This is a genomic window from Streptomyces rapamycinicus NRRL 5491, from assembly GCF_024298965.1.
GTDB lineage: Bacteria > Actinomycetota > Actinomycetes > Streptomycetales > Streptomycetaceae > Streptomyces > Streptomyces rapamycinicus.
The window spans coordinates 2,156,094-2,177,196 of record NZ_CP085193.1; the positions used below are offsets into that span (position 1 = coordinate 2,156,094).

The 21,103-nt window shown below is 71.6% G+C and carries 13 protein-coding genes and 1 pseudogene; 4 read left to right on the plus strand and 10 right to left on the minus strand.

The features are described 5' to 3' along the window. Window positions 1-8 precede the first annotated feature (8 nt). From LIV37_RS08965 to LIV37_RS08985, 5 genes are all read right to left on the minus strand, one after another. Window positions 9-446, minus strand: coding sequence for a Fur family transcriptional regulator (locus LIV37_RS08965; RefSeq protein ID WP_020866788.1), 438 nt, complete (start codon window positions 444-446; stop codon window positions 9-11). Window positions 447-555: 109 nt separating this feature from the next. Next, window positions 556-1,617 carry an NlpC/P60 family protein gene (locus LIV37_RS08970; RefSeq protein WP_020866789.1) on the minus strand — a complete coding sequence of 354 codons (1,062 nt, stop codon included), beginning with the start codon at window positions 1,615-1,617 and terminating at the stop codon, window positions 556-558. A gap of 21 nt (window positions 1,618-1,638) precedes the next feature. After that, a complete protein-coding gene (locus LIV37_RS08975) occupies window positions 1,639-2,121 on the minus strand; it encodes a poly-gamma-glutamate biosynthesis protein PgsC/CapC (protein ID WP_020866790.1) in 483 nt (160 codons plus the stop codon). Next, window positions 2,118-3,647: a poly-gamma-glutamate synthase PgsB gene (pgsB, locus tag LIV37_RS08980; RefSeq protein WP_020866791.1), complete on the minus strand. Its 1,530-nt coding sequence runs from the start codon at window positions 3,645-3,647 to the stop codon at window positions 2,118-2,120. The genes LIV37_RS08975 and pgsB overlap by 4 nt, the downstream gene beginning before the upstream one ends. Before the next feature lie 9 nt (window positions 3,648-3,656). After that, a complete protein-coding gene (locus LIV37_RS08985) occupies window positions 3,657-5,828 on the minus strand; it encodes a HAMP domain-containing protein (protein WP_167525918.1) in 2,172 nt (723 codons plus the stop codon). A 298-nt stretch (window positions 5,829-6,126) separates the two neighbouring features. Between LIV37_RS08985 and LIV37_RS08990 the strand changes: the two genes are divergently transcribed. Then, window positions 6,127-7,098: a hypothetical protein gene (locus LIV37_RS08990; RefSeq protein WP_020866793.1), complete on the plus strand. Its 972-nt coding sequence runs from the start codon at window positions 6,127-6,129 to the stop codon at window positions 7,096-7,098. Window positions 7,099-7,194: 96 nt separating this feature from the next. On the opposite strand, the gene LIV37_RS08995 is transcribed toward LIV37_RS08990, so the two are convergent. Beyond that, window positions 7,195-9,498: a molybdopterin-binding protein gene (locus LIV37_RS08995; RefSeq protein ID WP_121825670.1), complete on the minus strand. Its 2,304-nt coding sequence runs from the start codon at window positions 9,496-9,498 to the stop codon at window positions 7,195-7,197. A gap of 1,040 nt (window positions 9,499-10,538) precedes the next feature. After that, window positions 10,539-10,985, minus strand: a pseudogene (locus LIV37_RS09000) (helix-turn-helix domain-containing protein); the annotation flags it as partial. Between the two features lie 12 nt (window positions 10,986-10,997). On the opposite strand from LIV37_RS09000, the gene LIV37_RS09005 reads away from it, so the two are divergent. The 3 genes from LIV37_RS09005 to LIV37_RS09015 all read left to right on the plus strand — a co-directional run bounded on the left by LIV37_RS09005 (window position 10,998) and on the right by LIV37_RS09015 (window position 13,873). After that, a complete protein-coding gene (locus tag LIV37_RS09005; RefSeq protein ID WP_121825669.1) occupies window positions 10,998-11,873 on the plus strand; it encodes an SDR family NAD(P)-dependent oxidoreductase in 876 nt (291 codons plus the stop codon). Between the two features lie 255 nt (window positions 11,874-12,128). Next, window positions 12,129-12,947, plus strand: a complete 819-nt coding sequence (locus tag LIV37_RS09010) for a VC0807 family protein (protein WP_020866798.1) — start codon at window positions 12,129-12,131, stop codon at window positions 12,945-12,947. Window positions 12,948-13,075: 128 nt separating this feature from the next. Next, window positions 13,076-13,873, plus strand: coding sequence for an SAM-dependent methyltransferase (locus LIV37_RS09015; protein ID WP_020866799.1), 798 nt, complete (start codon window positions 13,076-13,078; stop codon window positions 13,871-13,873). 20 nt (window positions 13,874-13,893) lie between these two features. Here the strand turns inward: LIV37_RS09015 and LIV37_RS09020 are convergent, their stop codons facing one another. From LIV37_RS09020 to LIV37_RS09030, 3 genes are all read right to left on the minus strand, one after another. Further along, window positions 13,894-15,477 carry an ABC transporter substrate-binding protein gene (locus LIV37_RS09020; RefSeq protein WP_020866800.1) on the minus strand — a complete coding sequence of 528 codons (1,584 nt, stop codon included), beginning with the start codon at window positions 15,475-15,477 and terminating at the stop codon, window positions 13,894-13,896. 6 nt (window positions 15,478-15,483) lie between these two features. Beyond that, the gene (locus tag LIV37_RS09025) at window positions 15,484-17,544 is read right to left on the minus strand and encodes a P-loop NTPase family protein (protein WP_020866801.1); all 2,061 of its coding nucleotides are present in this window, start codon (window positions 17,542-17,544) and stop codon (window positions 15,484-15,486) included. Between the two features lie 182 nt (window positions 17,545-17,726). Continuing rightward, the gene (locus LIV37_RS09030; RefSeq protein WP_020866802.1) at window positions 17,727-20,948 is read right to left on the minus strand and encodes an NACHT domain-containing protein; all 3,222 of its coding nucleotides are present in this window, start codon (window positions 20,946-20,948) and stop codon (window positions 17,727-17,729) included. Between the last annotated feature and the right edge of the window lie 155 nt (window positions 20,949-21,103).

Genomic DNA, 21,103 nt, shown 5'->3' on the forward strand with positions numbered 1-21,103 from the left:
CATGGTGCTCAGGAACTGGTGGCGGTGGAACAGGCGGGGCACTGGCCCCAGTAGATGACCTCGGCCTCGTCAACCGAGAAGCCGTGGTCATCGGACGCGGTCAGGCAGGGTGCCTCACCGGCGGCGCAGTCGACATCGGCGACGGCACCACACGACCGGCATACGACGTGGTGGTGGTTGTCCCCGACGCGTCCTTCGAACCGGGCCGGGTTCCCGGCCGGTTCGATGCGGCGTACGAGGCCCGCCGCCGTCAGTGCGTGAAGGGCCTCGTACACGGCCTGGAGGGAGATGTGGCCGACACGGTCGCGTACCCCGGAGGCGATCGCCTCGACCCCGAGGTGATCACCGTCCCGGACGGTCTCCAGCAAGGCGACACGGGCGGCCGTCACCCGCAGGCCGACACCGCGCAGCTCCTCGGCAGTGGTCGGAGTCTGGGATGCGGTCATGGCGCAGAACCTACCCGCACTAACGCGAACGGTACAAGGAAACGAGCCGTTAAGGTCTAGCGCCGCGGGTAAAATTTTTGTCCTGGTTCAGCCCGATTTTCCTACTACCTCAGAGGCGCTTGGCGCTGCGGAAGAGCCCGGCGTAGAAGCCGTTGCCGTCGATCCGGGAGACACCGCCGTTGTCGCCGATGGTGGGGCCGTTCTGCTCCTTGCGGCTGGAGACGAACACGCGGTGGCCGTCGGTGTCCAGCCCCAGGTACAGGGCGACATGGTCCATATGGTCGCCGGTGCGGTGATCCATCTTGAAGAACAGCAGGTCACCGGGTTGGAGCACATCGATGTTGGTGGGCCGGGTGTACCAGGGGCCGGCGCCCTGGATCTTGATCACATCGACGCCGACCTTGGAGCGGGCCATGCCGTTCGCGGTGCGCGGCAGGCCGTCGCCGAGGGCGTTGCTCGCCATCAGGGGGTAGCGGGCGCGGTAGCCCATGACCATGCGGATGAAGCCGGAGCAGTCCAGCGCCCGGTAGCGCTCCTTGCGCGCGGCCATCGTGGTGCCGTCGCGGAAGGTGTAGGAGATGCCGAGGTAGTCGTAGAAGTCGTTCTGCTCCAGCCGGTCCACGCCGTCCGGTTTGAACGGCCCGAAGACCGCGTCGCCCGCGTACGGGATGCCCTGGGCGTCCTTCTTGACCGGCGCGCCCGTCACGTACTGGAAGGCGATCGCGAAGAGGTCCTCCTTCTTGCTGCCGTAGTTCTCCTTGAACCAGTCCTTGAACCACTGCTTCTTCTCGGCGCCCTCGGCCCACGGCTCCGGCATCAGCCGCACCCAGTCCTCGGTGATCACCTTGGACTTGGTGTTGGCGGGCTCGCTGAAGGTGCGGGAGGGGCCGCGCAGGGTGGCGGTGCGGGCGCGGTCGGTGAAGGTGGCGAGGATCTGGCCGTTGCCGCCGCGCAGGATGGTGCGGGCGGGGTTCTTCAGCCGCTCCCAGGTCTGCTTGCCGCTCTGCTGGCCGGTGCCGTTCTCCAGGTTCGGCTCGTCGATGACGGCCTGGGTGGCCGGCGTCTTGTCCTGCTCGTCCTTCCTGAGCTCCACGGTCAGATAGCCGCTGGCGCCGAGCAGCGCGAGCACGGTGACGGCGTGCAGTACGGGGCGTTTCTTCTTCGGTGGCATGGGATCGGCTCCGGTGGTGGGTCAGGCGGACGGCATGACGCCGAGGAGGATTCCGGCGGTGAGGACGACATAGGCCATCAGCGTCACCGACCCGGTGGACAGCAGGGTGGCCCCCCGGGGCTGGCGGACCAGCTGGTAGGCGATCAGGCCCGGGACGATGAAGCCGAGGGTCTGGTTCGCGTACATCAGCGGGAACTCGATCGACAGGATGATCATCACGGTCGCCTGGAGGGTCACGCCGAGCAGGACGACCGCGGCGAAGAGCCGCTTGCCGTAGAGGATCACGTACTTCTGCATCAGCAGCGTGCCCACGTAGGTCAGCACCGTGACGCCGACGACCATCGCGGCCCGCTGGAGATCCTCGACGAGGGTCAGCGCCAGCCAGCCCGGGGTGATCATGCCGCCGGGCGAGAGGTTGGTGGTCAGGTAGCAGACCAGCGAGAAGAGCAGCCCGATCGCGATGCCGATGGCGGCGATCTCAGGGGTGAGGACGGAGGGGATCAACGGTGCTGCTCTCCTGGGTTCTGCCACTGCTGGGAGTCGTCGGCGGGCGGGGCGGGCGGGACCCGCGGCTCGAACAGGCCGCGGGGCCGCGGGGCGTCGGAGGCCGGTGCGACGGCGGGCCAGGGCTCCCGGGAGCCCTGGTCGGGTGCCGTCTGCGGGTACGGCCGCTCGGGGGTGCGCTGATGCGGTACGTGCGCCTGGTGCGCGTACCGGGTCTCGTACGCCTCCGGGTAGCCCTGGTAGGGGTCCAGGCGGGGCGCGTACAGCTGGACCGTGTCCACGTGCTCGACATGGCGCTCGCCGCCCGCCGGTGCGGTCGGTGCCGCCGGGGTGTCATCGGCGCTCTCGTCGGGCGGCAGCTCGGCGAGGTGCTCCAGGAGGATCTCGCCCTGGCCGTGGATGTTGCCGATGGCGACCAGGGAGGAGTCGGGGCCGAGGCGGCCGAGCAGCTCGGCCATGAACTCCTCGGGATCCCGGCGGTCGCCGCCGAGGTCGACCGCGCGGTCCCGGTACTGGGCCGGGATGGCGTCGATGGCGGACTTGGCCGGGTGGCCGATGACGAAGACCTGCTCGGGGTCGAGATCGGGGATGATCTCGCCCATCTGGCCGTTGCGCTCGACCCGGTCGGGGCGGCAGTTGATGACCACGTTGAGCGGGCGGTGGATGGCGCCGAGGTCGAGCAGCTGGTTGATGTTCATCAGCGTCGACTCGGGGTCGTTGGCCGCGAAGACGTTGGCGAAGCGCAGCTTCTTGCCTTCCTCGGTGGCGTACCGCTCGACGGAGAGGACGCCGGGGTCCGGCGGGGCGTCGTACATGCCCTGGAGGGCGGTCGCGCGGTCGACGCCCACCAGCTCGGCGACGGTGAGCGCGATGGCCACGTTCTCCTTGAAGGTGAACCAGCTGAAGCCGCGCAGCTCCTCGTCGCTGACCGTCGCGGGGTCGGCGTAGATCAGCCGGCAGTTCCGGGCGTCCGCCTCCTCCTGGAGGATGTGGAAGCGGTCCTGCTCGGCGGTGACGCAGATGCCGTTCTCCGGCATGGACCGGCACAGCGAGCGCGCCACGTCGTCCAGCGTGGGGCCCATCTCGGCGAGGTGGTCCTCGCGGACGTTGCACAGCACGCCGATGGTGGAGCGGATCAGCTTGGACTGGTTGATCTCCTGGAGCGCCGGCATGACCGCCATGCACTCGATGACGAGCGCGTCCGGCTCGTAGGCGGCGGCGCGGCGCACGATGCCGATCTGCTCGACCACGTTGGCGATGCCGAACTTGCGGTAGACGGGCTCCTCGGTGGCGTCGGGGTGGATGAAGCGGGCCGCCGTTCCGGTGGTCTTGGCCACGGTGGTCAGCCCGCCGCCGCGCAGGGCGCCCGCGCACAGCCGGGTGATGGAGGACTTGCCGCGGATGCCGTTGACCAGGACCCGGGTGGGGATCACGTCGAGGTTGGTCTGGTGCCGCCGCTGTTCGACGATGCCGGCGATCAGCAGGACGGCCTCGCACACCACGAGCACGGTGTAGAGGAAGAGCACGGTGGGGCCTCAGTTCCTTCCGACGCCGGCGGGGGTCCGGCTGCCGCCGTCCCGTTTGCGGGGCTGCCCCTGGAGCTGCTGCCGGATCAGCTCCAGGCTCCGGACCACGGCGCCGACCTCGTCGTGGTGGCGTGGGAACAGCACGGTCTTGCGGTCGCCCGCGGCGAGCGCCTCGGCCTGTCCGGCCAGGGCGCGCAGGGGCCGTACGACGACGATGTGCAGCCAGCCCAGACAGGCGGCCGCGGCGGTCAGCCCCAGCAGTCCGGCCAGCACGGTCCGGTTCTGCAGGCTGTACTCGGGGATCGCCAGGCCCGAGGCGGGCTGCCAGCTGGCCAGGCTCCACTGGAGCGACTTGGCCGCGCCCCCGCCGCTGAACGGCGCGACGGCCGCTACCCGTACGGTGCCGCCGCGCTGGACGGTGGCGCTCGCCTGCTTCGCGGCGAGCAGCGAGCCCATGTACGAGGGCGCCTTCTCGAAGGCGATGTAGCCGGAGTCGCCGCCGATGACCCGGCCCTTGGCGTCCACGACGCGGACCTCGCCCAGGCCCTGGCGGCCCAGCAGCGCGTTGACGAACTCGATGCGGAACTCGCCGACGACGGCGGCGCCGCCGCGGCCGGGCGCCTGGGCGGTCGCGGTGACCACGGGCTTCTTGCCGCCCTCGCCGGTCACCTCGATGGCCTGCTTCGAGGGGCCCTTTCCGTCCTCGTGGTGGGGGCCGTCACCGGCCCGCGCGAGGATCTCGCCGTCGGCGCCGAGGACGTACATCGACTGGTAGCGGTCGTGGTCCTGCATGGTGCGCTCCAGGACCTTCTTCATGTCCTCGGGCGTGGTGCGGTCCCCGATCAGGGCGGCGACCGCGGACAGGTCGGCGTGGCCCTCGTTGAGCGCGCGGCGGACCCGGTCGCTGAGGGTCACGGTGCGGGACTTCTGGTCGTGGACGATCTGGGCCGGGACCTTGACGGAGGAGTCGGCGCGGTTGAGCACCAGCATCAGGGGGACCGACCAGACCAGCAGCAGGACGGCGCAGACGGCGAGCAGGGCACGGGCGCCCAGGCCCTTGCGCACGGCCGGGCCCGGGGCGTCCACGGGCTCGCCCTGGAGCTGCCGGCGCAGCCGTTCGAGGGCGGCGCCGACCCGGGCCGCCTCGCCCGCCCTGGGCACGCTCACCGGGCGGGCGAGGTCGCCGCGGGTGAGGCGGCGGCTCTCCAGAAACAGCCGGATCAGCGGGCGCTGCACGGTGCCCAGCAGCACCATCACCGCGAGCCCGCCGATGAGCAGCAGGGCACCGGCGGCTGCCACGCCGAAGGCGGGGCGGGTGATCTGGGAGACCTTGGCGGAGACGTCGACCTCGGTGACGACGGTCAGCCCGAGGCTGCTGGCGGTGGTGGGCTCACCGGGCTGGGGCGGGGTGAGCGTGGCGTAGCCGCCGACGGTGCGGACGTCCTCGGCGGCGCCACCGGTGAGGTGGCCGCTGACGCCGGTGTAGCCGCCCGCGCCGGGCTCCTTGGCCTTGATGGGGTGCTGCCGGCCCTTGCGCGCTGCGGTCTTGGCGAAGGAGGCGAGCTGCTCCCCGGCCCGCTCGCCGTCCAGGGCGCCGTGGCTGGAGAGCAGCCGGCCGGTGGAGTCGACGACGCCGATGGCGCGGCCCGGCCCGAGGTCGACACCGGGGAAGCTGAGGGTGCTGGAGGCGACGAGCAGTTGCTGCGGCCGGCCCTTCCAGGACAGCAGGGCAGGGATGATCAGCCGGGTCTGGCCGTTCTCCAGGCGCACCATGCGCGGGGCCAGCCCGTCACTGCGGGAGAGCTTGCTGAGATCGATCGCGGTCAGCGGGACGTTCTCGCCGCGGGCGGCGAGCATCTTGCCCGACTTGATCTCGATGACGGCGGTGCCACGCCACTTCTGGTAGACCTCGCCGACCTTGTCCAGGACGGTGTCGGCGGAGACCGGCTTGCCCTCGTTGAAGAGGGTCGCGGTGCCGGTGAGGTCGGTGACCGACTCGTCGAGCGACGCCCGCAGCGCGATGGCGCCGTCCTCGGCGACGTACTGCTGCGAGGTCAGGACCGCCTTGGAGACCAGGGCGTTGTCCGGTTTGCCCAGGGTGAGGGCGGTGATTCCCGCGAGGGAGAGAAGCAGAACCGACAGCACGGCTATGGGGGGACGGATACCGCCCACAAGCGACATGTCGGCCCTTCGGCGGACCTTGTGCCGCCGCTTCGAACGCGAAGCGGCCACGGATGGGCTCCTCTCATGCAACTCACACCACACAGAGCGCACTCGAGTGCGATCCGGACCGTCAGACAGCCAGACGGATCAAAGGGTTGCACATCTTAAAGAAAAAACGAGAAAACCTGTTTGGTCCCAATCAAGACTGGGCAAACAGCGGTCTTGCATTCTTTGCCGGTCGTTCACCCAGAGGTCATTCTTCGCCCGGCTCATCCTGATATGCCCCCGCAAAGCGGGTGGTTACGATGAGGCGGTCATGGCGAAGGTACGAGCGAAGGCGATCATCGTGGCGGCCGTCACGGTCGCGTTCGGCCTGCTCCTGGCGGCATTGAGCACGTATACGATCGCCCGGTCCTCCGGAGACGACAACGGCCGTACGTCGGACGGCGCGTGGGCCCCCGAGGTCCCGCTGGAGCGCCGGATCACCGACTTCACCGCCGGGCTCGACCCCGACGGCGACTACCGGGAGCCGCGCCGCGCCGAACGCCGGGACATCGCCCACGCGGTGGGCCTGATCCTCGACGGACACCCGGACCGCGCCCGCCCGCTGCTCGCCGACGTCGGCTTCCGCCTCCGTACGCTCACCGACACCGGCATCGGCCGCCGCTACGCCGAGCTGTCCGACCGCACCGGGGACGGGCCCGACCCTCGCGGCTGGGCCCGGGTCTACGTCGACCTCTCCGCGCCCGTCCGCTGGTCGGTCCAGGTGCCGCACCCGGTCTCCGACGCGGACACCGAACGGCTCGGGGCGCGCGTGCTCCTGGACTCCCCCGGCGGCGTCCTGGTGCTCGCGGGCGCCCACCGCAGGGCCGGGGACGACGATGCCGCCGACGCCGCCCACCGCACGGACTCGGTCTTCGACGCGGTCTGCGACGAGCTCGCCCGGCGCGGACTGCCCGGCGTCCAGCTCCACGGCTTCGCCGACGACTCCGCGCCGGGCCGGGACGTCGTCGCCTCCACCGGCGAGGGCCGGGCGGGCCGCCCGGACGCCCGCCGCCTCGCGGCCGCCCTGACCGCGCGGCACTTCTCCGTCTGCCGCGCCTGGGTCCGCGACTGCCCTCTGGAGGGGCGCGACAACGTCCAGGGCCGCAGGGCCGCCACCGGACATGTGCCGTTCCTGCACATCGAGTTCGCGCGGTCGGTGCGCGCGAGCGACAGACAGATCGGGCACGCGGTGGCGGCCATCGGCACGGTGACCGCGCGGTGGGCGAAGGACGATTCGGGCTGACCACCCGGCGGACCTTTTTTCCCCCCCACGCGGCGGAGCCGCATATCGTCAGGTGTCGGGAAGGGGCAGGGCGGGGAACAGCCCGCCGCAGGCGTCCTAACGGCGGGCCGCGGCCACCGTGAACGCGCTCTTCACCGTCTGCGCCACACTGTTGCCGTCCGCGTCGGTCCCGGTGACGCGCAGCGAGGCGTCCCGGCCCGCCGCGGTGTCCGGAGTGGTCCAGTCCGCGCGGAACCGGCCCTTGCCGAGCGCCGTGATCGCCGCCGCCGTCCACCGCTCGCCGCCGTCGAAGGACACCTCGACCCTCGCCTTGGTGACCGCGGGCGCGGCCGCCACGCCCGGCACGTGCCCGAAGCCGACCACGAGATGGTCGTCACCGGCCGGGCTGGTGCCGTCCGGCGCCGCGTCGAGCCGGTAGTGCGGGACGACGACCGGCAGCGCCGAGCACTCGGCGGGCCCGTCGTACTCGCCCGCCTCCGACACGCACGTCCAGTTGTCCGGCACGGTCTGGTCGCCCGAGTGGCCCGAGGCGAAGGTCCACTCGGTGTGCGTGGTCAGCGACTGGTGGAACTCGCCGTTCGTCCTGGTCTGGTCGTACACCACTGTGTACGGGGCCTTCCGCGGCGGCACGGTCAGGACGCCACCGGAGACGCCGTCGCCCTCGTACAGGGTCGTGCCGCCGGAGACCACCGCGAAGTGCGAGGAGGTGATGTCGGACGGGAACGCGAGGACGTGGTGACCGGCCGAGTCCACGACCGTGGCCAGGGAGAAGGTGAGGGCGTCGCCCTTGCGGCATGCCGCGCAGTACCACGTCTCGTCGGCGGCGGCGCCCCGCGCGGGCTCGGTGAAGCCCGGGGCCAGCGGGCCGCGCAGCCAGTCGACCGTGGTGGTCCGGCCGGGCCGGAGGGTCTGCTTCTCGGACACGAAGCGCCGCTCCCCGGCCTTGAGCCAGTCCTGGTAGGAGGCGCCGGGTGAGCCGCCCACGTACTCGATCCGCCGCGCCGGTGTCTTGAACGGCTCGGACAGCGCCTCGCCGCTCGATTCGTACGGCAGATACATCAGGCGTGCGACCTCCTGGGCGCGGCCGGGCGTATCGCTGTGGTAGGTGGTCCGCAGGGTGGTCAGTTGGCCGCCGGTGACCTTGTAGTGCTGGTTCTTCGCGATCACACCGGCGGGGTTGGCCAGCTTGAGGTCGTAGGAGTAGGGCGTGGCCGCCTCCGCGGGCGCCTTGCGGTGGGTGTAGACGTTGAAGCGCAGATCGCCGGTGGTGACGGGGCGGTTGGAGGGCTGGACGTAGACGGGGGCGCCGCTGGTGACGCCGACGCCGCCGTTGACCGCCACCTCACCCTTGGTGTCATCGCGCAGGTAGTGGAGGATCAGCTGGTGCTCCTCGGCCGGCCGCGGGGTCGAGAAGGTGACCCGCTCGGTGGCCTTGCGCAGGTCGAGCACCACGTCGGTCCCGGTGGCGCCGTCGGGGACGGTGAACTCGGCGGTGGCCATGCGGATGCCGGTCGACTCGCCCGCGCCGTCGAAGGTCGGGGCGGAGACCATGGCGCTGTAGCGGCCCGCGGGCACCTCGGCCTTCGCCTCGCCGTCGACGGCCTGGAGGGACGGCTCCCGGTAGAGGGCCGCGTCGTCGACGTTGGCCAGCGCGAACGGCGTGGTGCCCGGGAGGGGTTTGCCGTCCGTGCCGAGCACGGTGACCCGCACCGGGTGGTCGGCCCGGGTGTGGTCGGCCGGTGTGTCGCCCGCCCGCGTGTGGTCGGCCCGTGCGTCGTCCCCCCGCGTGTCGTCCGCGCGCGCCGGCGGGCGCGGGGCGGCCCGCCCATCGGCCGTGGCGACCGCCGGTACGACGGAGGTGACGCCGCCGAACAGCGGACCGCCGCCGACGGAGCCCTCCGCCGCCTCGCGCCCGGCCTGCTTCGCCAGCGCCGCGCCGAAGGCCGGGCCCGGACGCGGCGCAGCGGCGCCCCCGGTGGTCTCGACCCGTACCGGAGTGGTGGTCACCCCGGCCTCGGCGAGGGCGGAGACATTGAACAGGGCAGGGTCCAGGGTGCGGCCCAGATACGGCAGCGCGGTCAGCGGAATGACGAAGACATCGTTGTCCAACCGTCGGGTGACATAGTCCGCCTCCGCTCCCGGCCGTGGCGCCACGACGACGCTCCCGTCCGCGCCGAGCGTGACGCGCTCGCCCGTGACCAGCGTGACGGTGTGCGCCGTGGCGTCAGGAGCCGGTGCGGGCCCGGCGGTTGGGGTGCGCTCCGCAGGGGCGGCCAGGGCGCCGGGAGCCGGGCCCGCCGTCAGCCCGAGGGCGGCGAGGACGCATCCGGCCGCGAGGGCGCGGGCGCCGCGCGCTCCGGCTCCGCGCGCCGCGGTCCGTCTGATCTGTCGGTACCACATGAGGCAGATCCTTCCGTGACGGGGATCAAGGACGTTGACGCCCACAGGTTCGTCCCCAGAAGAGATCACTTACAGGTACGGACCAAAGCTGGCCGAGAAGTGCCCCTCTGAGGCGTTAACCGAGCGCCCGCCACCGCCCGGAGCCCGTCGCCGCCCGCGACCCCCGGCCACCTCGCGCCACCTCCCGAAAGATTCAACGCGGAGGAGCCACGCTGCTGAAGGCGGCCGGAGCTCGTTGCGTTCCCGCCCGCGAAAGGCTTCTTGACCCGCCTCCGATCCGGAACGCTGAGCTGACACCACGACTCGTGATCACCTGGCGGTTGGAGCCGCACATGCGGCTCACCATCAGGTTCAACGGGCCATCCGGCCTGCACCGCCTGGACGAGGTACGGCTGACCCTCCGTGACGACCGTGACCGAAGCCAGGATCCGGTTCTGGGCAACGGAGAGAATCAGGAAGAGGTACGGGCCACGACATGGGGGCCGGTGCGCTTCCGCCCGGGGATCGACGGCGCCGACCAACTGGGTCGCACCGTTGAGCCGTTTTCTCTGGAACTGAGTGAGCCACGGCCCTTCGCGCTTGATCCTTCGGTCCCACCGTCCTGGTATGAGGGGGCGGAGGGAAGGCAACGGTGGAGAGAGCTCAAGCTCGGATATCCGGCTCTGGATCGACATGCAGGACGCTGGCCACAAGCCCTGGCGGCTGGCCTGGGACGTTCCTCGACCCGGATCTACAGCGGTGTGAGATGGGCGGTGCGGACCAGGGCGTGCGGCAGCTCCGGTTCTCGTCCGGCGGGAAGTCGAGGGTCCCGAACCGGGCGACACCCGGAAAGTGACCCTGCCTGAGGCACCGTGGGGCGTGCGGGAGCAGGGCGGTCGACCGGCGCGGCGTTCCGGGGTCGGTCAGCAGGTCGCGGGCCGCGAGCCGACCCCACGGGTGGCGTCACTCGGTGTGGGCGGTGAATTGGTCGGTGCCCAGCACGGTGAGCAGGTCGAGTTTCTCGTGGCTCTCCGTACCCGGCGTTGCGGTGAAGACGAGAAGCGGGCGTTGCCGGTGTACTGGGTCTGGTCGCCGAGCAGTGCCACCGCGGACGGCGTCTGCAGCAATGTCTCGCCCAACGGGCCCATGACCTGGGCGGTGATGCCGGCCAAGCCGTCCATGACCCGCATCAGCCCGGGGCTCACATGCTGGAGCCGCAGGTCACGGCGGGCGGTTCGATAGCCGGCGAGGAGGAACAGATGATCGCGTTCATCCGGGGTCAGCCGCAGGCCGCGGGCGATGGCCGCGATCATCTGCTCCGAGGGTTGCGGCCCGTCGCCGCGTTCCAGCCGGGCGAAGTAGTCGGCGGACATGGTGCACAGCTCCGCCACCTCCTCGCGGCGCAGGCCCGGGGCGCGCCGGCGTTGCCCGCGGCGCAGTCCGACGTCCTCCGGTTGCAGCGCCGTACGCCGGGTGCGCAGGAAGGCGCGCCCCGAACCGCGAACCACGGAGCCAGGACCATGACCAGTTGCACGACGACCAGTTGGACGGCGAACGACCTCCCGGAGATGACCGGCCGTACGGTGGTGATCACCGGCGCCGGGCGTGGCCTCGGCCTGATCACGGCACGTGAGCTCGCTCGGGCCGGTGCCCGCGTCGTGCTGGGGGTACGCGACCCCGGCAAGGCCCGCCGGGCCGTCGTCGGCCTGCCCGGCACCTTCGACATCCGGCCGCTCGACGTGTCGGATCTGACCTCGGTACGCGCCTTCGCCGACTCCTGGTCCGGCGACATCGACATCCTGGTCAACAACGCCGGTGTGATGGACATCCCCGCCGCGCGCACCGCCGACGGCCTCGATCTGCAGACCACCACCAACCACACCGGTCCCTTCCTGCTGACCACCTCGCTGCTCGGGCACATCACCGACCGCGTGGTGCACGTCACCAGCGAACTGCACAAGCAGGGCAGGATCGATCTGGCCGACCTCGACTGGCGGACGCGCAAGCACAACGGGATGCGGGCCTACCAGGCGTCGAAGCTCGCCGTCGTCCTGTTCTCGCTGGAGCTCCAGCGCCGGCTGACCGCCACTGGCAGCCCGGTCCGCTCGGTGCTCGCCAGCCCGGGGATCGCCCGCACCACGCTGGCGTCCCACTCCCGGTCGAACGTCATCAACCGGCTCACCTTCCTCACCAACGACCCGGAGCGCGGAGCGCTGTCGCTGCTCTACGCCGCCACCCAGGATGTCCCCGGCAACTCCTACATCGGGCCGGACGGGCCTGGCGGCTTCCGGGGCTCCCCGGCCGTCCGCCGGCCGGGCAAGGCCGGTCTCGACCCGGCCATGGCCGGCCGGCTGTGGGAAGCCACCGCCGACCTCGTCGGGACGGTCGCCCGATGAGCTATCCGCAATGACCCGCTATCAGGGAGAGCGGCGGGATTTTCCAGTGCACCGTACACACCGGAAACTGCCGTTAACTGGACGGTATTCACAAAGGGTTTTTCTCAGGGCCACTCAGCGCAATGGACTGTGACTTCTCACAACACCGGCGACATTTGGCGTCGCGGCACTGTCCTCTTACGACATGACTGCTTTACGTTTCTCTTTTCTCGCACCACCACGCACAGCACCACCAGGCACACTTACAGGGGAACCGTGCTCACTCAGGACTCGACCACGCAAGGCGCCTCGAGCGCACCGGATACGGGGGCACCACAGACCGGTGAGCGGCCCAAAGCGCCCGCCCGGTCCAAGAGGGCCGCCATTCTCGGCTGGGCCGTCACGCTCAGCCTCAATGTCGTCGCACCGATCGTCACGTACAACGCACTGCGCGACCACGGCTACAGCGAATTCGCCGCGCTGCTGATCAGCAGCGCCTGGCCGGTGGTCGACGGCGCCGTCCACCTCGCCTGGCGCCGCCGTCTCGATGAACTCGCCATCGTCACCCTGGTGTTCATCGTGATCACGGCCGTGGTGTCGACCGTCGGAGCGCATTCGGCCCGCGCGCTGCTGATCAAGGACTCATGCGTCACCGGGCTGTTCGGGGTGGTGTGCCTGGCGACGCTGCTGGCGCCGCGCCCCCTGATGTTCTACCTGGGGCGCAAGTTCGCCACCGACGGCACCGAGGCGAGCACCGCCTGGTGGAACGGCCTGTGGCACGTCGACGGCTTCCGCAAGGCCATGATGACGATGACGACCGTCTGGGGCGTGGCCTACTGCATCGAGTCCGCGGTCCGGGTCGTGCTGTCGTACACCCTCAGAACCGACACCATGGTGGTCCTGAGCCCGGTCCTGATCTACGCCGTGCTGGGCTCCCTCGGCACGTGGACGGCCCTCTACGGCAAGCGGTCGCGCCGCAAGGGCCAGGCCCGCGCCGCCGCGGCGGCGGCAGCAGCGGCGGAGGCGGAGGCGGCAGCGGGGGCGACCGCGGACGCCGAGTCCAAGGCGGAGCCGGCAGCGGCGGCCGAGGGCTGACCTGGCCGTCCGACACCGGAAGGCCGGACGCGGAGAACTCCGGCGTCCGGCACCGGGGTTGGTATGGGAAGCTGTTCGCCAGTCGAACGCGGGCGGGGGCCGTGACGGTCGTCGAGAGGAGACTTGCGTTGACGGAGAACGGCTTCCGCGCCGAGGAGATCGATACCAGCAGGCCGCATCCTGCCCGGATCTACGACTACCTGCTGGGGGGCAAGAACAACTACGAGGTGGACCGCGAGGCCGGTGACCGGCTCGCCGCCGCGGCGCCCGAGGTGTGGAGCGGTGTACGGGCCAACCGCGACTTCCTGCGGCGCGCCGTGCGCCATGTGGTCGACAGCGGCATCCGGCAGATCCTCGACATCGGCACCGGGCTGCCCAGCTCCCCCAATGTGCACGAGATCGCCCGCGAGCTGGCGCCGGACGTGCGCGTCGCGTACGTCGACAACGACCCGATCGTCAACACGTACGCCAATGTGCTGCTGCGCGGCTCGGCCGCGACCAGCATCGCGCTCGCCGATCTGCGCGACCCGCGGGCCGTCCTGGACCACCCCGAGGTCCGCCAGGTCATCGACTTCGACCAGCCGGTCGCGGTGCTCCTCGTGGCCATCGTCCACTTCCTCACCGAGGCGGAGCGGCCCGAGCGGGTCGTCGCCACCCTGCGCGACGCGCTGCCCGCCGGGAGCTTCCTGGTGCTCTCCCACGCGACGGACGACTTCGCCGACCGCAGCGCGGCCTCGGCCGTGTACGACGATGCCACCGCCACCTTGAGCCTGCGGTCCCGCGACCGGATCGAGCGGTTCTTCGACGGCTTCACCCTGGTCGAGCCCGGTCTGACCGAGGTCCCGTTCTGGCGCCCGGACGCCCCGCCGCCGACCGGGCCCGGGGAGATCGGCTACTACGGCGGGGTCGCGCGCAAGACCGGCTGAACCCTCGCGGGCGGTCGGCGTCAGGAGGGGCAGGCGTTCTTGGAGCCGTTCCGGTAGGTGCGGTAGAGGCCGGGCGCGCCCGGATCGCCGGAGTGGACGCTCGGCGGGAACTCGACCACGGGCACGGGCTTGCACACGGCCCATTGGTCGTTCTTGCCCGGGCCCTCGAACCCGTACGTCCCTCCGGCGCCGACCAGGCAGGAGCTGCACTCGTCACCGGCGATGCTCGGAATGATGAGGGTGTTGTACACATCGTCCTTCGTCGGGATGCTCAACGCCTCCGGCGCCTTCTTGCCGCCCTCGTTGATCTCGGTGAAGGTGCGGTCCACGGCGCCCGCGAGCAGCGTGAAGGCATCGTGGTACATCACGGCGTAGCCGTCGTCGAGGGGCTTCTCCCCCAGCTTGTACTGGGTCCGGATCTCCTTGAAGCGGTCCAGGAAGCGGCCGAGCGCCTTCTTGGGCTCGCCCGCCCACCAGGCGGGGTCGACGGCGGAGGCGTCGACGATCGTGGCGCGTGCCTCGTCCAGCCATCGGCGGGGCGCGTCCCCGGTGAGCGTGGGCTCCAGGCCGATGCCGACCTTCAGGATGCGCAGCGTCGTGGTGCGCCCGCAGCTGCCCTCCTGCGCCATGCGCTCCATGAAGGCGGGGAGGTCCTGGTCGCGGCCCGCGAAGAAGACGGTGTCGGACTTCTCGTTGCAGATCTTCTGGACGGCGTCGGTGAACCGCTGGGGGATGCCCTTGTCGGTTCCGGAGGTGCCGGTGAAGTTCGAGTTGTGGTTGGTCAGGTCGTACGCGTCACCGAACTGCCGCTCGAAGACGCTGCGCAGGTTCTGGGAGTAGACGTCCTCGCTGCGGTTGTCCCAGACCAGGAAGCCTCTGTGCCGGGCGGGCTTGCTGTCCAGGTAGAGCTTGAGGGCGCGGGCGAACTGGTCGTTGTTGGGCGAGGTCTTGAAGAAGTACGGGGAGTTCATGTTGGCCGCGGTGATGACCGGGCCGACGGTGGGGATGCTGTGCCTGCTGAGCGCGGCGATCGCCTTACGGGTCTCCGGTGTGCTGCTGGGGATGCCCGTCACGCCGACCAGCGGCGCCCGGGTGTCCTTGGTCAGCTCGGCGAGACGGTCGACGACGGGCTCCCACTGGTCGAGGTTGCGGCCGTCGGGGGCGAGCAGCAGCTGGTAGTGCGGTCCGCCGAAGCGGTTGGCCTGCCGCTGGGCGGCCAGGGCGCCCGCGATGCCGCGGCGGATCATGTCCGCCGTCATGGCGCTGTGGTCGTCCGCGGTGAACGGCATCATCAGCGCGATCCGTACGTAAGGGATCCTGGGTCCGCTCGGCGGGTCCTCCCAGTCCCGCTTCACCCGGGCGTTCTCGTCCGCCACCGCCCCGATGAGGCCTTCGATGCCCGGGTCCGCCTCGAAGGCGTCCTCGGTGACGCCCACGCAGTCCCCGCCGATGTCCCGCAGGTCGTCACCGCACCTGCCGGGGCCCTGCGCCACGTTGACGGCGATGGTGATCGCGGCGGCGACCAGGGCGCCGATTCCGACGACGGCCAGCCATTCGAGCGGCCCCCACTCGCGAGGATGACGGCGGAACAGACGGAGCAGCATGCTTCCTCACTGACCGGAGATAGGAAAGGGGCGCTTCTTCCGCGCCGCCGCGGGCCAGTTGCGGGCCGCCTGGCCCAGGACGGCGTGCCAGGACGGATGGCGCGGTGAGAGGTAGGCCAGCTCCTCGCCGACCGCCTTGCACATGTCGGGGTCCGGCTCGGCGTGCGGCTCGGAGACATGCCACAGGGCGTGCAGCAGCCGGTTGACGCAGCGCTCGATCTCGTGCAGTTCGGCGTACCGGCCGTCGTGCGCGCCGAGGGCGATCTGCATCCGTTCGTCGGTCCACTCGTCGGCCGGTGGGGTGGGCGCGGTGGCGGCGTACTGGAGGCACAGCAGCCAGTGGGCGGCGGCGTGGGCGTCCTTCTCCGACTGGAACTCCTCCGTCAGCATGGCCACCACCGTCTCGGCGTTTCCGGCCGCGAGGGTGTGCCGCAGGGCGTCGGCCTCGCCGCTCTCACCGCGCTGGGCGTGGTGCATCCGCAGGAAGCGGTGGATGTCCTGCCAGCTGCGGCCGTCCTCGGCCCGCGAGGAGGTGCGGCGCGCCTCGTGCACCAGCAGGGTGCGCAGCAGCGCGTCGGTGACCAACGGCTGGTCGGGCGGGGTGAGTTGCTGCCACTGCTGCTCTTCGAGGTAGTCGGTGGCGGAGTTGGCGGGCAGCTGGTCCGGGCCCTGCAGCCGCAGATGCTCGGCCAGCGCCTCGGCCGCGGTGCTGTCGCGGGCGAGCGAGAGCAGGGTCAGCCGGTCGCGCTGGCGCCGGTCCGGGAGCAGCCGCTCCAGGAGCGCCTCGGTGACCGGGCGGCCGTCCTTCGCGTTCAGTTCGAGGAGGTCCCGCGGCTCCACGCCGCGGCCCCGCTTGGTGGCGTCCAGGACCGCGGCGCACAGCACGGTGGTCACCGCGGGGTGCCCGCCGGTCAGGGAGTGCACGGCGGAGGCCAGATAGGGGTGGAGCGGCCGGGCGGGCCAGCCGGGCACCAGGAGGGGCAGGATGTCGTCCCGGCTCAGCGGGGTGAGCGGGACGGCGAGCAGCCCGGCGGACGGGGCCAGGCCCCTGCGCTGCCAGCCGGTGGACTTCACCAGGTCGGGCAGGTCGCGGCGGACGGCGTCGGACGCGTCCTCCGGTAAACCGCCGAGGCGGGTGGCCACGACCACGAGCTCCTCGTGGTCGGGGCGCTCGGGCAGCGCGCGGTGTTCGAGCAGCAGATCGAGGAAGTCCTGCCCGGGCGGGCAGTGGGCGTCGTCGAGCAGGATCAGCGGCCACGGTTCGCGGTTCCACCGCTGGAGCCTGCCGTAGGAGGAGGCGACATCGTGGAGGAAGGCGGCCATCAGGCTCTGCTCGGCCGCGTGCCGGTAGTCGCCGCCCCGCTGGAACCACTCCCCCAGCAGCACCAGCGGATCCTGGCCGTCCGCGCCCCGCGGAAAGCGCCCCCGGTACCACTCCTGTGCCGCGGCCGGCTGGTGCCGGTCGGTGTACTCGGCCACCACGGCGGCGGTGACCGCGTCCCGGCCCCACTCCGCGTCGGCCTCCGCGTCGATGGTCTCCAGACGGCCTTCGACGGCGGTGGCCCAGGCGTGTCTCAGCGCGTTCTCGTCCCCGCCGGCGAGGCGGCAGGCGAGCAGCAGCCGGGCGAACCACAGACACGCGGCGTCCCGCTGCTCGCCGTTGCCGTGGTACCAGCCGGAGACGGCGAACAGGCCGGGCACCAGGACGGGGAAGCGGCGGCGCAGCGCGGGCGCGAGCCCGCACACCAGCTCCGCGAGGATCTCCACCAGGGTGGAGGCGGTGGGGGCGCCGCCCTCGGCCGGGGCGGACGGGAAGGGGGCGGACTCGGTGGCCACGGCCCGTACGTGGGCCAGCGGCAGCCGGTCCCGATAGCGCGCCGCCAGCTCCTCGAGGACCGCGCTGCGCCCCATGCCGTGGTACCCCGTCAGCAGCACCACGGGCAGATCGCCCTGGTGCTCCCGGCCGGCCCGGGAGCGCTCGTCGTAGGCCAGGCCGGTCAGCCGCGGAACGAGCGAGCGCAGCACCGGGTCCCGGCCATAGAGCGGTGACCCTTCCGATACGCCCATCCCGTTGCGACCCGCCTCAGTCGTCCTCTGCTGCCCGGCAGCCCTGACCTCGGAGACGGGCGGCACCGCTCCCCCGAGACATCAGCCGCTGACATCCGTACCAACTACGCCTACAATCCTGAATTTACCCCTTGGGTAAACATCCCACCAGGTGAACGCGGCACTGTCGGAGATAGTGCCGGTCAGGGGTGTGGATATATGTCGAGGTCGACGCTTTCGGGGAGCGAGTCCGCGCCGCGGACCTCGCCCGGGTAGACCAGCCGCACCCGGCGCAGCCGGCGCAGTCCGGCGAGGGAGGCGAGGTCCAGCTCCGCCACCTGCGACAGATGGATCTCCTCAAGTCCCGGTAGCCGCCGGGCGATCCGGCGCAGCGGAACCGCGACACCGGCCCTGGCCCACACATCCAGATGGGTGACCTGGGGTATCTCGGTGCGGGGCGCGAACAGCAGCATGCTCAGCTGCTGCGGGGAGAGCGTCAGCTTGCGCAGCTGGGGCAACTCGGCGATGAGGGCGCCCCATTCGTCCGGCGCCAGCCGTTCGCTGGCGTCCTGGAGTCGCAGCTCCTCCAGCTCCCGGCACTCCACGATGCCCGCGAGCTGCGCCGCCGACGACGGCAGTGAGAGCAGCCGCAGCTCGGCGGGGCGGGGCAGGTCGGACAGGCCGCGCCAGGGCACCTCCGGCCCGATGAGGAGCCCTTCGAGACGTGGGCAGTCCGCCAGCTTCAGCAGCGGCTCGAACTGTGGCAGGTCCCGCAGCTCCAGCCGCCGCAGCCGGGGCAGCCGGGCCAGCGGCCCGGGGTCCCGCACGTTCCGGCAGCCCTGGAGGGCGAGGGTCTCCAGCCCGGGGTAGGCGGAGAGCAGATCGAGGTCCTCCAGCTGGAGGGTGTTGCGCAGGCGCAGCTCGCGCAGGTGCCGCGGGTCGAGCGCGGCGCGGATCGCGTCGGGGGCGAAGTCGCCGTGCAGGCCGACGCGCTGATAGCCGGACATGGTGCGCAGGGCCTCCAGCTCGGCGTGGGAGCGCACCGTGACGATCTCCTCGGGCGCGGTGTCGAGGAGCGGCCGTACGATCTCCTCGGCGTACACCTTGGTGTCGAACCGGTCCCAGTGGGCGAGGAGTTGGGCGCGCACCGCGGGCTGGCCGGTGCCCAGGAACTCCCGGAGCCTGGGGATGGCGGCGTCCCCGCCGATCTGGCAGATCGCGTGGACGGTGGCCAGTTCCTCGTCGCCCCCCAGATCCTTGGCGTCGGGCAGCAGACCCAGCAACAGCGGGCCGGTCTGCGCCAGTGACCTGGCCTCCCGCAGGCTGCGCGGCGGAAGCAGCCGCGCGGCCCGGTCCTCGATGGCCTCGCGGACCGTGGGCTCCAGGCGGGTGGCCTGTTCGAGGGAGGCGAGCGCGAGGAGCCGTAACCGCGCCTGGACCGTCGCGTCCTGCTCCCGGTCACCGCGCTCACGCAAACGGGTCAGCAGGTCGGCACGCTCTTGGTGTCGAGCCTGTGCGACGGCCATCTGCACCACGTCCTCCCACTGGTCCAGGTGTGCGTTGTTCACCAGCATGCCCATATCGCGCTCTTCCAGCACGGCCCGGGCGCCCAGGAAGTCCTGGAAGGTGCGGTGGATGAAGTTGACCGCGCCCGGGGCGGGTTCGCGCAGCAGACCGGAGCGCTCCAGCAGGTGCTGAAGGGTCTCCTCCGCCGTGCCGACCTCGGCGAGGCGGGGCACGGAGGGCTGCAGCCGCCGCACCACGTTCACCGCGTCCGGGCGGTCCAGTTGGGTCCGCTCGTTGCGGATCAGCCAGTACGCGAGCCTCTGGAGCGGCTCCGTGGCCGACTTCTGGTCCAGGACGGGCTTACGGCTGCGCCCGTAGACCTCGCGCTCCAGGTCGCGCCGCTCCAGGAGCATGGACAGCGCCGCCTCGTACAGGGAGGCGCGGCCCTGGGGCAGGAAGCCGCGCCGCTCCCGGTGCAGGGCGCAGATCAGGCCGCACATCAGCGGATTGGTCGCCAGGCGGCTCAGCTCGGGGCTGCTGCGCAGCGACTGGGTGAGCGAATCGCCGAGTTCCTGCGAGGCCCCGGCGGCCGTGTGCCAGCGCCGGATGAACTGCTTCATGTCGGCGGGCCGCATCGCGGCGAGCGCGAACTCCTGGAAGCCCTCGCGGGCCAGCCAGCCCCGCTCGAGGGCGGCGGGGCGGGAGGTGAGCAGCCACAGATTGCCGGGGAAGACGGCGAGCAGCTTCCTCAGCCAGGCCCGTACGCGGGTGCGGTCGTCCTTCGGGATCTCGTCGGCCCCGTCGATCAGGAGCACTCCGCGCCCGTGCCGCAGCACCCGCGCGGCCCAGCCGTCGGGCTCGGTGCCCACCAGCGGGCAGCCGATCCAGCGCAGGAAGTCGTCGGGCATCGGCAGCTCGGAGTCCTTGCGCGCCAGGGTGCGCAGCGGCAGCACGAAGGGGACCCGCCCGAACAGCTGGGACAGCCCGCCCGGCACCCGCTCCTGCTGCGCGGTGGAGAGGGCCAGCCACTGGACGAGGGTGGTCTTGCCGGTGCCGGCGACGCCGCGCAGCAGGACCCGCTCCTGGGTGGCGAAGACCGCCTCGGCCGGGCCCGGGGCCCGCTCGGTCTCGGTGTCCCGGTCGGCGCCGGGCTCGCCGTTGACCACCGGCACCCGGTCGGTGCCATCGCGGTACGGCCTGGCCTGGAGGCTCAGATACGCGGTCTCCAGCGGCCAGTCCTGGCCGTCCGGTTCGCGCAGGTCCACGCCGTAGATGGTGAGCCGGCCGTGGCACTCGACGACGTAGCGCGCGTACTCCTCCTCGAACTGTTCGTCCTGGCGGCTGATGTCGGGCAGCCGCCGCAGGATGGCGTCCAATTTCTCGCTCTGCTCCCGGATTTCGCGGCTCTGCTCGATCTGGGCTCGGGCCGCGAACCCGGGCCGCTGGCTGAAGAAGCGCATGAGGTGGACGCAGGCCGTCTCCAGGAGCCGGTCGTGGAAGCGGGCGGCGTCGTCGCTGAGGAGCCTGCGGGTGTCGGGGCCCGCGCGCCGGGACAGCTCCGCGGCCAGCCGCTCCGGGCCGAGCGCGAAGGCGTGCACATCGTCCATGTCGAGATCGCCGAGCGCGTGCAGGGTGCGGGTCAGCGCCTGCCCCACGGAGTCGTGCTCATCGGCGCCGATCGGCGGATCGTGCGGCCCGGCGGCCCGCACGGCGCGGCGGACCAGCTCGCGGGCGAGCTTGTGCAGATCGTCCTCGGTGAGGGTGCGGTGCTCCCTGGCGAAGGAGACGAGCCGGCGGATCGGTACGGGCCGTTCGCCGTACTCCGCGCCGGGCGCGCTCGCGGGCGGCAGCAGCAGTCGTTTGACCACCGGCACGACCACTGCCGAAGCGATCCGCAGACCCACCGTGCCGCCGTCCACAGCAGCCCCTCCCTCGCGGCGCGGCGCGCGTCCCCCGCCGAGCCCGTGCACCCGCTCACATCCCGCTCACCATAGCCGCGAAGGCCCCTCCGGGGTCAGGGTTCAGGTCAGGGTCCGCGCGGCGCGAAGTGCCTTGGCACCGGTACGGTTCGGCC